Raw genomic sequence first — 16,399 nt, forward strand, 5'->3', positions numbered from 1 at the left:
TTGATGAAGCGGACGCGTCCCCACTACCCGCAACCCATGCTCGAACTATCCCCGTCGAATCCATAAACGCCCCCAAAATGGGAAGCCGGCATCGCCGCCTCTTGAGGCGATTGGATGCGGATCCTAGGCACCGCCGGCTAAGGCAGTGAGTTCGTGCATCGGTCGTGCTACTTTAGTATACCATAAGCGTACGCGGATTACCGCTCTGCATTGCTGGGAAGCTTGGCGATCGCTGCCTTTAGGCCCAATCGGGCTTATCGGGACACCTTCTGCTTCTCGCGCAATGCCCGCTGGATGTCGCGCTGGGCATCCTTTTTAGCGGCGGATTCGCGTTTGTCGTAGTTCTTTTTCCCTCTGCCCAATCCGATCAGGCACTTGGCGTATCCGTTGCGCGTGTACACCTTTAGCGGCACGATCGTGTAACCTTCTTGCTTGGACAAACCGAGCAGCTTCAGAATTTGCGACTTGTGCATGAGAAGTTTACGGGCGCGCGTCGGGTCCGACGGATTGTGGCGGTTGCCCTGCTCGAACGGACTGATGTGCATGTTGTGCAGGAACAGCTCGCCGTTGCGGATCGTTGCGAACGCGTCACTCAGGTTGGCGCGGCCGCCGCGCAGCGACTTGATCTCCGTGCCCGTCAGCACCATTCCCGCCTCGAACGTATCCTCGATGAAGTAGTCGTGCGAAGCTTTCTTGTTCTGCGCGAGCGGTTTGTGGAACTGGTCTTTGTTCTTCGGCACCCTACTTCACCTCCGTTACGATAGCCAGACATTCATTATATCATGCCGCTTGAACGGCATACAACTGAGCATCGCAACACTTTTCATCGATGACACGGAAGCACGTACTTCAGCATCATGCAGATCCAACTTCAAAAGGCAGCGCGATGCGGAACTACTTCATGAAGACCAGCTTCAGTGTCCATTTAGTTGCATTTATACATCTAATTCAGGCTTTTTCCCGGCGAAATAGACGATTAGTTGTAAAAGTACATCTAATTGATGCTCATATGTGCAAATCCGGTTTTTCGAGCCAAAATAGATGTACGATTGCAACTAAATCGCACAAACCCGCCAAAGCACTTAAATTAGATGTACATCTGCATTTAATTACCGCTCCCACGCCACAGTCGACGTCGAGCGAAAACCAGCGTCCAATCCGGTAGGCAGGTTAGGCACCGATGAGACAAGTTTGTACAAGTTTGCACAAGCTTGTCCAACAAGCCCTAGCCTTCCCTAACCTACTCTCACTTGCCCCCGAGCGCCTTGTCGATGAGCGCCATCCGGATGTACAGGCCGTTCTGCGCCTGGCGGAAGTAGGCGGCACGCGGGTCGCTGTCGACGGCTTCGGCGATCTCGCCGGCGCGCGGCAGCGGGTGCAGGACGATGGCGTCCTTGCGCATACGGCCCATCAGATCGACGTCCACGATGTACTGGCCCGCGGCTTTGTCGTACTCCTCCGGCGATGGGAACCGCTCCTTCTGGATTCGCGTCTGATACAGCACGTCGATGGAGCCTGCTACCGCGTTCAGGTCGTTCGCCTCCTCGTAGCGGACGCCCTTTTCTTCCATATAACGCTTGACGTTGGCCGGGATCCGTACGTTCTCCGGGGAGATGTAGTAGATCATGACGTCCTTGAAATTCGCCAGCATATAGCTCAGCGAGTGCACCGTACGCCCGTAGGCGAGGTCGCCGACCATGGCGATCTTGAGCCCGTCGATTCGTCCGAACTCCTTTTGGATCGTGTACGCATCGAGCAGCGCCTGCGTCGGATGCTCGCCCGCTCCGTCGCCCGCGTTGATGACCGGTACGCCGGATACGGCCGCCGCTCGTTTGGCGGCGCCAATCTCGGTATGACGCATGACGATAATGTCGCTGTAGCCCGTGATGATGCGGATCGTGTCCTCGAGCGTTTCCCCTTTGATCGCGGAGGAAAACTGCGCCGCGTTCTCGGTCCCGATGACCGTGCCTCCGAGGCGCGAGATCGCCGATTCGAACGACAGCCGCGTCCGCGTGCTGGCCTCGAAGAACAACGTCGTCATGATCCGTCCCGCGTACCGCCGGTCGCCGCCCGCCTTTACGATGTCCTCCATCGTCTTGGACGACGCGAACAGCTCCTCCAGCTCCGCCCGCGAGAACTGCTTGGCTCCGAGCACGTGATACAATTGGTCTGCCATTCGTCCATTCCTCCCGTTAACGCGCCCATGGCGCGTCCCATTCACACCATGTATTATCCTACCCGGTTAGGAACGGATTGTCTAATGGCATTTCGTCGAAAATCCGGTCGAGAAACGGCGGTTAACGGCGTCAATCTTAAACGGAGTAAACATCGCATCGTATCACTGCGTCCCCCTTCCTCGAAAAAGGGAGCCCCCGGCAACCGCCGGTAAGCTCCCTCTGATCGCTATTGCTGTTCCTTCGGCGCCTTGGGCTTGCTGCGCCGGCGGCGCGGCTTTCCGCCGTTGCCGCCGGTACCGTTCTCGGCCGAAGCCGAGGTCGCCGCCGTCTGCTGATCCACTACGGCAACGGCCGTGGCCGACGCGGTCTGCTGCCGATTCTTGCCCGCGCGGCCTTTGCCGCCGCCCTCACGCCCCGGCTTGTTCGCCTTGGCAGTAGCGGCAGCGGCTCCAGCCGCCTTGCCGCCGGCACCCGGCTTGCCCGCGCCGGGCTTGCCGCGGCCGTTCGGGCCACCGGGTCTGCCGCCCTTGCGGCCGCCCGCCGTGCGGTTCATGCTGCGCTCGCGGCGCAGCTGGCTCTTCTCGCCGTAGAAGCGCTCCTCCTCATCGTCGTCCTGGTATCGACGCGTCGTGAAGGGGAGACCCCACATGTCGAGCTTCGGCTTCTTGCCTTTCGGAACCGGCGCCGGGATATAGTCCGCCGAGTCGCGGTTCACGCCGTCCGCTTCCTGCGCGCGCGCATCGACGCGCGGCGCGAACCCGGCGTCACCGCCGCTCGACGCCTCCTCGCTGTACGCCTCGCCTTGCCCGCGCCGCATCGGCCGCGCCAGCACGACCGCGTTCGCGAACTCGCCCAACTCGTCGCGACCCGCGCCGCCGCGCTCAGCGGCCTCCTGCCGCTTGGCCTGGCGCTCGGCCTTGCCCGGCCGCTGCTTGCGCCCGCCGCTGCGGCCCTGCGAGGCTCCGCCGGCTGCGCTCGCCGGCACCGCTTCGCGTCCGCCCGCGGCAACTTGGCCGCCGTCGCGCCCGCCGCGTCCCGCCGGCTCGGCGCCGCCGAATGCCGCCGCCGGGGCATCCTGCCTGCCGCCGCGGCGCTTCTTGCCCTTGCCGCGCCCGAAACCGGGCGCGCCGGCGCCGACTTTGGCGCCGATAAAGTTCACGCGGCCCGCGCCGCGCGGCTTCATGTCGACCATTTCGAAGTCGATGTTATAATCGTCCATGTTCACCCGACCTACCCGAATGCGCACCTCGTCTCCGATCCGGTAGATCTTCGACGTGCGCTCCCCGATGAGCGCCATGTGCAGTTCGTGAAAATGATAATAATCGTCCGTCAGATCGCTCAGACGGATCAAGCCTTCGACCGTGTTCTCCAGCTCGACGAACATGCCGAACCCGGTCACGCCGCTGATGATGCCGTCGAATTCCTCCCCGATCTTGTCGAGCATGAATTCGGCCTTCTTCAGCTTGGCGGTGTCGCGTTCCGCGTCGACCGCGACGCGCTCGCGCTCCGACGACTGCTGGGCGATGTCCGGCATCCGGACGGCCAGCTTCTCGAAGCGGTCTTCCGGCAGCGCCCCGCCGTTCTCCAGCACCTCCCGCATGACGCGGTGAATGATCAGATCGGGGTAACGGCGGATCGGCGACGTGAAGTGCGTATAGAATTCCGCGGCGAGCCCGAAGTGACCAAGGCTCTGCGCGTCGTACTTCGCCTGCTTCATCGACCGCAGCATCATCGTGCTGATGACGGTCTCTTCCTTCGTGTCCTTGATCTCCTCGAGCAGCGTCTGCAGCGCCCGCGGGTGGACGGAGTTACCCTTGCCGCGCACGGCGTAGCCGAAGTTGGCCGCGAACTGCATGAAGGTCGTCAGCTTCTCGCCGTCCGGCTCCTCGTGGATCCGGTAGACGAACGGCACTTTCAGCCAGTGGAAATGCTCGGCCACCGTCTCGTTCGCCGCCAGCATGAACTCCTCGATGATCTGCTCGGCGATCGAGCGCTCGCGCTTGACGATGTCGACCGGCTTGCCTTCCTCGTCCACGATGACCTTGGACTCCTGAAAGTCGAAATCGATCGCGCCCCGGCGCATCCGCTGGCTGCGCAGCGCCATGGCGAGCTCCTGCATCGTCTTAAATGTGTCTACGAGCGGCGCGTAGCGCTCCAGCAGCTCCGGATCCTCGTCCACGAGGATCTTGCGCACGTTCGTATACGTCATCCGCTCCGTCGTCTTGATGACGCTCGTGAAGACGTCGTGGCGCACCCGGCGCATCGACTTCGGCTCGAACTCCATCTCGCACGACATCGTCAGGCGGTCCACCTTCGGATTCAGCGAGCAGATGCCGTTCGACAGCCGGTGCGGCAGCATCGGGATGACCCGGTCGACCAGGTAAACGCTGCAGCCGCGGTTGTATGCCTCCAGGTCGAGACGCGAATTTTCACGCACGTAATAGCTGACGTCGGCGATATGCACGCCGAGCAGATAGTTGCCGTTCGGCAGGCGCTCGACATTCACCGCGTCGTCCAGGTCTTTGGCGTCTTCGCCGTCGATCGTGACGATAACCTTGTCCCGCAGGTCGCGGCGGCCCTGGCGCACGATCTCCTCCTCGGTGATCGAGTCCGGTGCGGCGTCCGCTTCGTCCATGACTTCCTCGGGGAATTTTTCCGGGAGACCGTGCTTGCGGATGATGCTCAGGATGTCGACCCCCGGGTCGTCCTTGTGCCCGAGCACCTCGACAATCTCGCCCTCGGCCGCGGAGCGGCCTTCCGGGTAGTGGATAATATTCGCGACGACCTTCTGGCCGGTTACCGCGCCGAAGAAGCCCGTCGGCCGGACGAAGATGTCCTTGTTGATCCGCTTGTCGTCAGGAATGACGAAGCCGTAGCTCTCATGGTTTTCGAACACACCCACGACCTGGGTCACCGCGCGCCTGACGATGCGCACGACTTCGCCCTCCATGCGAGCGCCGTTTTCGCTCTTGGAGGTGATGCGGGCAAGGACGGTATCCCCGTTCATCGCGCCCTTCAGGTCGTTGGCATGGATATAAACGTCTGGGTGGTCCTGCTCGTCCGGCAGCAAAAACGCGAAGCCCTTCGCATGCGCTTGAAGCCGCCCACGCAGCAAGTTCATCCGTTCCGGCACGCCATAGCGGTCGGAACGAGTACGCATGACCTTGCCGTCCTGCTCCAGGTCGGTCAGCATTTTCAGGAAAACTTTGAAGTCCGCCGCATCTTCAATGCCGAAGTGTTTCTCCAGCTCCTGATACGTCATCGGCTTGTATGCACTTTCTAACATGAAGTCCAGCAATTCCTGCTCCGTACACAATGGCACCTGCATCACCTCGTCTTCCCTTAGTATACACGCTTTGGCCGCAGCCCAATCGGGATACGCGCCCGAGGGTATGCACAAAAAAAGCGGGAAGCCTTCGCTCCCCGCTTCGTTGATCCGCTAATTACGCCTTTACGACGTAGGCGACGATCAGAGACAGGATAATGAATCCAATCGCCAGCACGATCGTTGCACGCTGCAGCAACAGATCCAGGCCGCGCGCCTTCTGCTTGCCGAACAGATGCTCTGCACCACCCGAGATGGCGCCCGACAGACCCGCGCTCTTCCCGCGTTGCAACAGGACGACGCCGATCAAGCCCAGCGAGAAAATGACCAAAATAATTTTCAAAGCAATTTCCACTGCTTCCACCTCCTGAGATGCCGGAACAACTGTCGCAGTCCGATCAATACAAAAACAGTATTTTCATTGTACCATAAGCCCCGCAACGTGACAACCGTCTTCGTACAAGCTGCCGTAGCGCGTCGGCGCGGAAGAAAAAGGGGCGCATCTTCTCTTAGTCGCCGTCCATCTGCTTGGCTTCGTCCATTGCCAGGTCTGCCTTCGCGGAGCTGACGTGGCCGCCTCCGGGGACCGAGTCCGCTTTGGCCAGCCCCTCCCGCACCCGGCGGCCGCCATTCGGCATCCCAACCTTCGAGATGGAATCGAGGGGGTATTGTTTCCAGTGCCGAAGAGAGTAGGCGAGATCACGGGGACTACGATCACCGAAGATTTAGTTCACCCCGGGGGAAGTGTGACAAATTCGTTCGTGCTCTGTGCGCGGCGGGTTCAGATTTAACCAGACGATACTCCCACGAGCTACGTTTCCTGTTATCGCCATTAAACGATCTCATCTCCTGCAGGCCCATCGTCGTAAATATCCTCATAAGGCTCGCTTTTCTCCGGTCTCGGCTTGGAAATCAGCGACAGCAATCCAAATCCGTGGATCTTGCCTACCGGAACGCTGCGGTAGTCGGACAAGTTAACCCATCATCTCCTTTTTATCAACAGGTCGTTACCTATGTTCGCGCCATTCTAGCCTGATCTCGCAGCAAAAAGAGCCGTAGAGGAGGTCTCCTCTCGGCTCTTTTTTGCATGGGACGAAGTCTGCCTGCCTTAGATCCAGCCGCGCTCCTTGAACCAAGCGTAGTTCAGCTTCGCGCTCTCGAGCGAGCTCACGTCGTAGCGTTCCTGCTCGATGATAACATACTCGACGCCGGCCTTCTCCGCCGCCGCCAGCGCGGAATCCCAGTCGACGGAGCCTTTGCCGATCTCCGTGTCGTTGCCGTCTTCCTTGAAGTCTTTGGCGTGCACGAGCGGCAGACGGCCTGCGTACTTGGCGATATAAGCAGCCGGGTCCTGGCCCGCCACCTTGACCCAGCCGAGGTCGAACTCGGCGAACAGCTTGCTCGCCGGCAAGCGCTCGAACAGGTGGTCGATGACGAGCTTGCCGTCATAGGCCGGCTTGAATTCGAAGGCGTGGTTGTGATAGCCGAACTGCAGGCCGGCAGCCGTGACGAGGTCCGAAGCCTGCTCCAGCGTAGCCGCGAACTTGGCGATGTCGTCCTCGGTCGGGTTGTCGGCGAGCGGATACCACGGCACGACAAAACGGCTGATGCCGAGCTCCAGAGCGTAATCGATCTGCTGCTTCAGGTTGTCGACGAGCTTGTCCGGCTCGTTCACGGTGAGGCCGACATGCGCGGAGTTGGCGTTCAGGCCGGCGGCCGCCAGCGCCTGCTTCAGGTCCTTCGCCGATACGCCGTAGTAGCCGGCCAGCTCGACGTTTTTGTATCCGATCTCGGCAATCTCGCGAATCGTTCCGAGGAAGTCCTTTTCGCTGCGGTCACGTACGGAGTACAGCTGAATCGCTACTTGCGGCTTGCTCATGGGATAACCTCCAAGGTCGGATTTGCACGCGCTGCAAGCGCATGCATTCTCCCCTCATTATAGGCTTTAGCCACCCGCGGTTGCGAGTACGGTTTTGGCTCAGTTCTTATGGCATTTGGACGTGTGGCCTGATGCCGCCCAAGAGAGCAGCGCACCCGGCTCTTATTCGCATAGAGAGCGTTTCATTCCGTACATCGGGCGCTCCACCGCCATTTCGCTGCAAAGTGAGTAGTTTAACTACCTACATCGACGCTCTACCGCCATTTCGCCGCGAGGTGAGTTGTTTAACTACCTACATCGACGCTCTACCGCCATTTCGCCGCGAGGTGAGTAGTTTAACTACCTACATCGACGCTCCACCGCCATTTCGCTGCAAAGTGAGTAGTTTAACTACCTACATCGACGCTCCACCGCCGCTTCCCCGCAAGGTGAGTAATTTAATTACCTACATCGACGCTCGACCGCCATTTCGCCGCAAGGTGAGTAGTTTAACTACCTACATCGATGCCCGACCGCCGCCTCTCCGCAATGTGGGAGAAATGAAGCCTGCGGAAGACGCGCGCATGCGCCCATCATCAATCCCGCTTCCCTCAAATCAAACAAAGGACCCCCATCCTCCGCGCAATCGCGGAAGAGGAAGTCCTTTTGTTCGCCCGGCAAGGCCGGCCGTCCCCCCCGAACAAAGGGGACAGCCGCCTTGGCGATTCTGATCCCGCGTGAACGCTCTGCGCCTCGCCTCAGCCGTTCCGGCCGGCCCGGGGAAACCGGATGCCCGCGGTGAAAATCTCGCAGGCGCCCAGCGTCTCCGCGAAGCCGGAGCCGTCCTCGCCCGCCGGCAGCGCCTCGCCGACGCGCTCGAGCACGTCGCTCTCGTAGGCGCCGCCCGCCGTGCGAACGCGCAGCTCAGCCGACTCGGAGCGCAGGTTGTACCACCGGAGCATCAGATCGCCGCTCTCCTCGGCGATCTTCGCCGACGAGAATGCGACGCCTTCGCCCGTCCAAGCCAGCAGCGCGTCCGCCGGCTTCAGCGGGCCGGCGTGAACGCCCGTCTGAACGACCGTCCACGGCACCTGGAATTGATAGGCCTCGGCGAATGCGCCGTCCGTCGCGCCGTCTCCCGCATGCGGGATAATCTCGAGCTCGACGGCGTGCGGCCCGATGCATTGGGCTTCCGGCGTCGGGAAGACGCCCCAGTCGCCCAGCTCCGCCACCGAGCGCAGCAGGGTGACGGCGATCGTATTGCGCCCGTCGCGCAGCACTTCGTACTCGTTCAGCCCGAAGTTCGCGATGGCGAGGCCCTGTCGGCCGTCGCTCACGTCGGCGAATGCCTGTTGATGCTGCGCGTTGCTCGGGTTTTCCCATTCGACGGCCGGCACGGTGTCGCGCACCGCGACCTCGAAGATCGCGTCGGCGCGGTGTGCGGCGGCGTCGAGATCGGTTGGGAACAACGCGCGCACGCGGTGGTCCTTGGCCTGGTTGTCGAAGGCGGCGCGAATGCGGACGCCTCGGCCGCCGCGCTCCAGGCTGACCGTCGTCGCGATGACGAGCGGCACCGTTTCGCTGACGCGCTGCGCCTTGCGCTCAGGGAAGTAGACGGCTTCCTGCTTTTCGGTCTCGAACGAGGCGTCCGCCGAAGCCGGAACGGCCCAGCGGTGTACGATCTCGATCGAAGCGCGGTAAGGCGTGTCCTCCACGACGCGGATATCGGCCGCGAGACCGCGTGTCGTAAGCGCCGTTTCGCCGTCCGGCTGCTTGTACATGTACTCGTTGCCGATGTCGCCGGTATCCTCGTAGACGAGCAGGTCGCGATACGTGCGCCCGGTGGCGCGGTCGGTGACCGTCAGCGTGCCGTCGTCCGCGACCTCGACGCGCAGCGCGCCGTTGTCGAGTGTCCGGCCGCCGTCGACCAGGGAGGCCGTGCCGGCATCCGCAGCGACCTCATTACCCGCCGCCGTCTTCACCCAGCCGTACGCCTTCACGCCGAGAGCGGGCACGTCTGCCGCTTCGAACGTCAGTTTCACGCGCCGCGTCCAGTAAGGCTGGCGGAACTTGTCGTCCGGCAGATCATAGCCGAACTGCAGACCCAGATCGGTCATCGTATGCGGCACGACACGGCCTTCGGCGTCGACCAGCGTCCGCCCGCTCACGTCGATCGCCTTCATCCGTCCGATCATCTCGTTCGGCGCGAGGCCGTCGCGGTAGTAAATGCGGGCGACGTCCAGTTCCGCTTCGACGACGCCGCTGCGCCGCCAGCCCGTCGTGTTGTGCACGACCAGGGGCAGCGCGTCCTCGCCGTACGCGGCGAAGGTGGTCGTGTCCACCGCTTCGGCGACGAATTGCTTGGCCTCGTCCACGATCGTCTCGGCGACGTGCCGGCTCTTGTCGAACCGGGCGACCATCTCGCGGTGCACCTCGTCGACGCTGCAGCCGCAAATGCTGTCATGCGGATGGTTTTGCATAAGCGTCTTCCAAGCATAGGTGAACAGGTGATGCGGATACGCCATGCCGAGCGTGTGCGCAAACGCCGCAAGCGGCTCCGCCACGCCGGACAGGAGCGACTGCCCGCGCTGGTTCATCTGCTTGAGGTACACGCGGGCGGAGGCCGTGTTGACGAGCGTCGACCAGCCGTCCGTCCGCTGGCTGCGCAGCTCGCCCTTCACGACCGACAGGTCGTTCCGGAGCGCGCCGTTCAGCGCGGCGAGGTATTCCTCGAAGCTCGAATGCAGGAAGTCCGTGTCGGGATACAGCCGGCGCGCCACGCGCAGCGCCTCGGACAGGTCCGTCTGGATCGGCTGATGGTCGCAGCCGTTCATGAACAGCAGCTGTCCCGTCGACGCGTACTTGCCCGCTTCGGCCAGCTTGCGCTCCCAGTACGCCTTGGCTTCCGCCTCGTCGGTCGGAACCTCCATGCCGTTGCAGTACCAGTTCGCGAACAGGATGCCGAGCACCCGCGAGCCGTCCGGGCCTTCCCAGATCAGCTCGGAGAACGACGATTCGTAGGCCGAGTCGGCTACGGTGTTGTTGAAACCGGTCGGCTTCACGCCGCGGCCGAACACCGCATTATCAATGCCTGCCTGCCGCAGGATTTGCGGCGCCTGCCCGATGTTGCCGAACGTGTCGGGAAAGTACCCGACGCGTGCGATCGTCCCGTAGCGGCCGGCGTCCTGGTGGCCGATCTGCAGGTTGCGCAGATTCGCTTCGCCGCTCGTCAGGAACGCGTCCTGCAGAATGTACCACGGGCCGATTTGGATTCGGCCTTCGCGGACCCACTTCTCGAGGCGCTCCCGCTGATCCGGGCGCACCTGCAGGTAATCTTCCAAAATGATCGTCTGGCCGTCGAGATGGAAGCTCCGGTATTCCGGGTCCCGCTCCAGCGTGTCCATCAGCGTATCCATCAGCTTGATCAGCAGCACGTGATGCTTTTCGTAGGGCAAGTACCATTCCCGGTCCCAGTGCGTGTGGGAAATGATGTGCGCCTGGCGGCGCTCACCTTGTACGGCGTCGGCAGACGCCTCGGCCCCCCGTTCGTTCATCGAATTCATCGTTCGGCTCCCCTCCTCTTTAAGCTTCGGCTGCGCCTTCGGCGCGCACGGCGACTTGGTCCGGCCGGTACACGCCGGTCACGCGGCCCGCCCGATCCGTCGCGAACAGGACGGCGCGTTCCCGTTCCAGCGTAAATCCGTATTGCACGCCCGTCCCGGCGTCCCGCACCTCGATCTCCGCGTCCCGCGCGAACTCCGAGACGAAGACGTACAGCGCCCCGTCGGCGAAAGACAGCTTGCGTCCGTAGACACCCTGCAGGTCGCCGCCGCGCGCCCACGTCATCTCCGGCTGCCAGCCGGCCGTCTCGAGCGCGTACGCGTACAGCGCCGCGACCGTGTCGCTCCGCTCGTTCAGCTCGACCGGCAGCGGGCTCCACAGGATGCGGCCCCGGCCGTGCGGCACGGCGACGACGCGATCAACCTCCGCGGTTCCGGCCTCCCCGGCCGGCACTTCCTTCATCACTTCGGCGATCCGACGGTGCCCGTACGAAACCGGGTACGTCCGCTCGCCGATCGCGAGCCGCTCCTCGCGGACGACGTTGGCGAGCTTGCGCGCGCCCAGCGCGTCCGACAGGCGGTCGCCGTGACGCCAGTAGGCGTCTAGACCCGCCGGTCCGGTGAGCAGCAGCGTCGCGCCCGTCCGGCTCACGATGTCCAGCAGCCGCGCGAACGCGGCGTCGTCGACGTTGTGCGCCGAAGGCAGGATAATCAGCTTGGCCGGGTCCGTCTCCAGCGGCGCCAGATCGTACTCGGACACGCCCCGGAACGGCACGTTCAGCTCGTAGCCGAGCACCCGCGCCGCCCGCGTCGTCGCGTCGAACGCTAGCTTCCGGTTGGAGAAGTCGTTCGAATACGGGAACACCACGGCAACGTCCTCGAGGGCGCGATCGCGGAACAAATCCCGCGTCTCCGCCATGAACGCGCCGAAGTCGTAGGAGACGTCCGCCTCGGGCTTTTCCGTGCCGTCCGCCCGCAGCGCGCCGATGTGCGACTCGTTGGCGTTGTCCATGTAGAAGTTCGTGTTCCAGATCCACTGGATCGCCCCGGCTCCGCCCGCCGCGAAAGCATAGGCATACTTACGCTCCAGCATGGCGCGCAGCTCTTCCTCCGACCGCTTGGCGAAGCCAGCCGGCGTCTCGACGTACATGATCCCCGTCTCCTGCACCACGTTCGGCTTGTCCGCCGTCTTGGCGAAGACGCCGTCCCAGAGCAGGTAATCGTTCAGCCACCAAGAGTGCACCGTCGTGTAATCGACCGCTTCTCCGTAGAAAAACGGGGAAGGCCGCTGCGCGCCGAGCGCTTCGTCCTGACCGACGGTGACGAGGTGGTCCGGGCAGACGTCCTTGACCGCGTCATAGAGCTGCTTGGCCCAGCGATTGTGCATTTCCATGGAGAACAGCGCGTAATCCAGCCAGCGCGTCCCCTTTTTGCCTTGGTGCATATCCTGCACGTCGAAGTTGATCTCCTCGGGCTCCGGGATCTTCGCGCTCGCGAAATCCGACAGCTCGCCCGGCGTCATGCTCCAACGCGCCTGCAGCGCTTCGATCGAGCCGTGGCGGCGCGCCAGCCACTCGGCGTACGCCGCCTGCTCGTACGGATCGCGGCTCGACCGCGGGCCGTCCGAGAAAATGCGCGGCGGATCGAACATCGACGGCTCGTTGATCAGGTCCCAATCGACGTTCGTCGTGTCGCGGTGGCGGGCGGCGATCGATCGCACGAACCGCTTCTGCGCTTCGACGCTGCGCGGATCCAGGTACGGATTGCGCCCCTCCCACGTCTCGGGCGTGAAGGAGAAGAACGTGAACGTCAACTGCAGGCCATGCTTCTTCGCCGTCAGGATAAAGGCGTCGATCGCGCGCAGCACCTCCTCCGAGGCGTGGCCGTCGACCTGCATCACGTTGCGGTACGCCGTCCAGATGCCTGTGCGGATCCAGTTGATGCCCGCCTTCGCCATCTGCGCCATGTCGCGGTTCCAGACGGCCGCGTTCGGCAGGAACAAAAACTTGCGCGCCACGTCGGACGTCATGTACGTCATGCCGACGACCGGCATCGGACGGCCGTCACGCTCGAAGTAGTCGCGCCCGGCGCGGATTTTGTCGCCCTCGCGCAGCAGCGCGGGGTCCGCCGCCCAGAAGCCCTGGCGCAGCGTACGCGATTCGCCCTCGTCGCTCGTCGCCTCGCACGTCACGGCGTAGTAGCCGCTCCGCAGCTCGATCGGCAGCGGCACACGCGCGATCTCCAGCGCTTCGCCGACCTCCAGGGACTGCGAGCCGGCATACACCTGCTCGCCCGTGCGCTCGTGCGTCACCGCGATGGCGAACGTCCACGTCGCCTTCGCCGCACGGGAGCCGGCCGCTCCCCTGCCCAGGCGCTGCGCCTGCAGCGTCAGGCTCGGCCGCTCGTGCAGCTCGTAGGAGGCGTAGCCCGGCTTCAGCCACAGCTCGGTCGTTCCTGCGGCGCAAAACGCCGCCCAGCGGCCGAGCGCCTCGACCCCGCCGCGCTCCGCGAAGCCGCGCCCGAGCGGCTGGTTGACGAACAGCCAGCGGCCGCCCGCGAAGTCGCCTTTCGTGTTCTCCCACAGCACGGCGGGTGCGGCAACTTCCCGGCCATCAGCCGAGACGCCTTTCAGGAGCGCGTAAATGTGCGCGTCCATCGGACCGGCCGAACCCATCTGATGCGGGAGATCGCTTGACTTGGTCACGTGCGGCACGAGATTCCACGTGCCGGACACGTCGAACAGGTCCTCGCAGCCCGCGAAGAGCGGGATGTCCGCCAGCGCCGCGAGCCGGTCGATCGGCTCGCGCTTCACGTGCAGCATCTCGTGGATGCGCAGTTGGCGGTGATAGGCCGTCGTCTCCGGCTCCGCCTGCCAGACGCCGTCCGCCCGCCGCACCGGCATGCGGAACGGGGCGCCGCCCGCGCTCACGAGCCCGCCGCCCCGCTTCAGAAAGCCAAGGATCGCCTCCCAGGCGTCCGCCGGGAAATAGGGCGCGTGCAGCGAGACGAAGACGCCGCCCGGCGCTTCGTTCAGCCGCGCGGCGAGCTCCTCGGCGTCCGAGACGGCGCCGAGCGACCGGAGCGCGTCCAAGCCGGGCGCATCAAGAGACAAAGCCCCCGGGAAGGAGGCGTCATAAAAGAAAATCGTATGGGATGGGGAAGCAAGGTTGTCGGCCGACAGGTTAGGCATCGAGCAATCCCTCCTGCATCGCTTTGTAGACGAGCTGCGAAAAGAGGCTGTTGGACCAGGCGAACCATTTGCGCGTGAACGTGTTCGGATCGTCGGAGTGGAAGCCTTCGTGCATGTAGCCGGTGTCCGCGTCCGTCGCCTCGAGCATAGCGATCATTGCGAGCTTCTCTTCGGCGGTCGCCGCCGTCAGTCCCTGCATGGACAGCGCCATGTGCCAGATGTAGCCCGGCGGCGTGTGCGGGCTGCCGATGCCCTTGGCCGCGGCGCCTTCGTAGTAGAACGGGTTCGCCTTGCTCAGCGCGAAGCGCCGCGTATTCTGATAGACCGGATCGTCCGCGCCGACGTAGCCTAGATAGGGGATCGAGACGAGCCCAGGCGTGCCTGCGTCGTCGAGCAGCGCGTGGTTGCCGTAGCCGTCCGTTTCGTAGGCGTAGATCGGACCGAACTCCGGATGGCGGTAGATGCCGTACAGCTTGATCCCGTAGTCGATCGCAAGCTCCAGACGCGCCATCTCCTTCTCGAACGACAGGTCCCGGAACACGAACTCCGCGATCTCCCGCATTTGCCGGAGCGTCACGACGGCGAACATGTTCGCCGGGATGTTGTAGTGGAACTCGCACGCGTCGTCGCTGGAGCGGAAGCCCGACCAGATCATGCCCGTGTAGTTGACCGGCATGCCGATGCCGTCGTTCATGAGCGAGTCCGTAATGATGCCGTTGTCCCGCTCGAACCGGTATGGCGACCGCTCGAAGTGGCGCTGCTCCGTCTTCCACAGATCGACGGCGGCGCGCATCGCCGCCTTGAAGTCGGCGTCGAAGATGTCGGCCGAACCCGTCGCCTTCCAGTAGGCGAACGCGAGGCGCATCGAGAAGCAGATCGAATCCAGCTCGAACTTGCGCTCCCATACCCAGGGAGACATGTCGGTTTTGTCGTCGGTGTTCCAGTGCCAGTCGTTCGCCATTTCGTTGAACGCGTTGGCATACGGATCGATGCGGATATTGCGCATATGGAGCTTGATCAGCCCGCCGATGATCCGGCGCAGGTCGGCGTCGTCCTTGGCGAACGGAACGTAGTGGATGACCTGCTCGACCGAGTCGCGCAGCCACATGGCCGGGATGTCGCCCGTGATGACGAACGTCGTGCCGTCGTCCAGCAGCTTGGTCGTCGTTTCGAGCGTATTCGGAAAGCAGTTTTTGAACAGCCGCAGCAGCTTCGGACGGTGCGCGAGGCGGCGTTCCGCTTCCTCCAGCACCTCCCGAATCGCCGCCGGCAGCGGCAGCTCCGGCATCTCGATCTTGGGCAGTCTGAATTGTTCCATCGTCGTCATGACCTCCGTAGGCGGGTCGTCGGGCCGATTATTCCTTTACGGCGCCGACGGTCAACCCTTGAATAAAATAGCGTTGGAAGAACGGATAAGCGAGCACGATCGGTCCGGTCGCGAGCACGACCATTGCCATGCGCGACGTATCCTGCGGCATCGACTGCAGAATGCCGACGCCGAGCGACGGATTGTTCGTGTTCTGCAGGATGAACTGCATGCTGTTCTCGATCCGCATCAGCATCGATTGCAGCGGGACGAGGCTCGGCTTGTCGATGTAGAGCAGGGCGTTGAACCAGTCGTTCCAGTAGCCCAGCGTGCTGAACAGCGCGATCGTCGCGAGACCCGGCAGCGCGAGCGGCAGCACGAGCCGGAGGAAGATGCCGAGCTCGCTCGCGCCGTCGATCTTGCCGGACTCGATGATGGCGTCGGGGATCATCGTCACGAAGAACGTCCGCATGATCATGATGTAGAAGGCGTTGACCGCCATCGGCAGAATAAGTGCCCAGATCGAGTTCTGCAGGCCGAGCAGCTGCGTGGCCACGATATACGTCGGTACGAGGCCGCCATTAAACAACATCGTGAAAAACGCGAAGAATGCGAAGAAGTTGCGGTACTTGAAGCCTTTGCGCGAAATGGCGTAGGCAAACAGCGAAATAAAGACGAGGCTGATCACGGTGCCAACCGCCGTAACGAAAATCGTAACCCCGTAAGAACGCAGCAGTTGGTCTCCGGCTTTGAACAGGTAGGTGTAGGCGTCGACGCTCCACTTTTTCGGGAACAGCGAGTAGCCGTTGCGCGCCAGCGTTTTCTCGTCCGTAAAGGAAATGATGGTGACGAACAGGAACGGGAAGACGCAGGCGATGGCGATGATGGCGGCGATCAAGTTAAAAAAGACGTTCCAGGCAAGCGAGAGCTTATGAAAGTCGCGCGAACGCGTCATGGATGCCATAGGTCGAACTCCTTTCTCG

11 protein-coding genes are annotated in these 16,399 nt (G+C 63.0%); all 11 read right to left on the bottom strand.

Features of this window, described 5'->3' with window-relative positions; all coding sequences use genetic code 11:
* Positions 1–254: 254 nt before the first annotated feature.
* The gene (gene smpB / locus LKX83_RS28085; RefSeq protein WP_227886157.1) at positions 255–740 is read right to left on the bottom strand and encodes an SsrA-binding protein SmpB; all 486 of its coding nucleotides are present in this window, start codon (positions 738–740) and stop codon (positions 255–257) included.
* 506 nt (positions 741–1,246) lie between these two features.
* Positions 1,247–2,176, bottom strand: a complete 930-nt coding sequence (pyrB, locus tag LKX83_RS28090; protein ID WP_227886158.1) for an aspartate carbamoyltransferase — start codon at positions 2,174–2,176, stop codon at positions 1,247–1,249.
* A 227-nt stretch (positions 2,177–2,403) separates the two neighbouring features.
* Positions 2,404–5,493 (bottom strand): ribonuclease R, encoded by a 3,090-nt coding sequence (gene rnr, locus LKX83_RS28095; protein WP_227886189.1) that lies wholly within the window; start codon positions 5,491–5,493, stop codon positions 2,404–2,406.
* Between the two features lie 127 nt (positions 5,494–5,620).
* Positions 5,621–5,857: a preprotein translocase subunit SecG gene (secG, locus tag LKX83_RS28100; RefSeq protein ID WP_227886159.1), complete on the bottom strand. Its 237-nt coding sequence runs from the start codon at positions 5,855–5,857 to the stop codon at positions 5,621–5,623.
* 154 nt (positions 5,858–6,011) lie between these two features.
* A complete protein-coding gene (locus tag LKX83_RS34050; protein WP_255654956.1) occupies positions 6,012–6,140 on the bottom strand; it encodes a hypothetical protein in 129 nt (42 codons plus the stop codon).
* A 194-nt stretch (positions 6,141–6,334) separates the two neighbouring features.
* Entirely contained in the window at positions 6,335–6,475 is a 141-nt protein-coding gene (locus tag LKX83_RS28105) for a hypothetical protein (protein ID WP_227886160.1), read from the bottom strand.
* A 135-nt stretch (positions 6,476–6,610) separates the two neighbouring features.
* Positions 6,611–7,381: a sugar phosphate isomerase/epimerase family protein gene (locus LKX83_RS28110; RefSeq protein ID WP_227886161.1), complete on the bottom strand. Its 771-nt coding sequence runs from the start codon at positions 7,379–7,381 to the stop codon at positions 6,611–6,613.
* 737 nt (positions 7,382–8,118) lie between these two features.
* Positions 8,119–10,923: an alpha-mannosidase gene (locus tag LKX83_RS28115; RefSeq protein ID WP_227886162.1), complete on the bottom strand. Its 2,805-nt coding sequence runs from the start codon at positions 10,921–10,923 to the stop codon at positions 8,119–8,121.
* A 19-nt stretch (positions 10,924–10,942) separates the two neighbouring features.
* Positions 10,943–14,110 carry an alpha-amylase family protein gene (locus tag LKX83_RS28120; RefSeq protein WP_227886163.1) on the bottom strand — a complete coding sequence of 1,056 codons (3,168 nt, stop codon included), beginning with the start codon at positions 14,108–14,110 and terminating at the stop codon, positions 10,943–10,945.
* Entirely contained in the window at positions 14,103–15,428 is a 1,326-nt protein-coding gene (locus tag LKX83_RS28125) for a glycoside hydrolase family 125 protein (RefSeq protein WP_227886164.1), read from the bottom strand. The genes LKX83_RS28120 and LKX83_RS28125 overlap by 8 nt, the downstream gene beginning before the upstream one ends.
* A gap of 37 nt (positions 15,429–15,465) precedes the next feature.
* Positions 15,466–16,380: a carbohydrate ABC transporter permease gene (locus tag LKX83_RS28130; RefSeq protein WP_227886165.1), complete on the bottom strand. Its 915-nt coding sequence runs from the start codon at positions 16,378–16,380 to the stop codon at positions 15,466–15,468.
* Between the last annotated feature and the right edge of the window lie 19 nt (positions 16,381–16,399).

It is taken from the genome of Cohnella baijiui (genome assembly GCF_020731285.1).
Taxonomy (GTDB): Bacteria; Bacillota; Bacilli; order Paenibacillales; family Paenibacillaceae; genus Cohnella.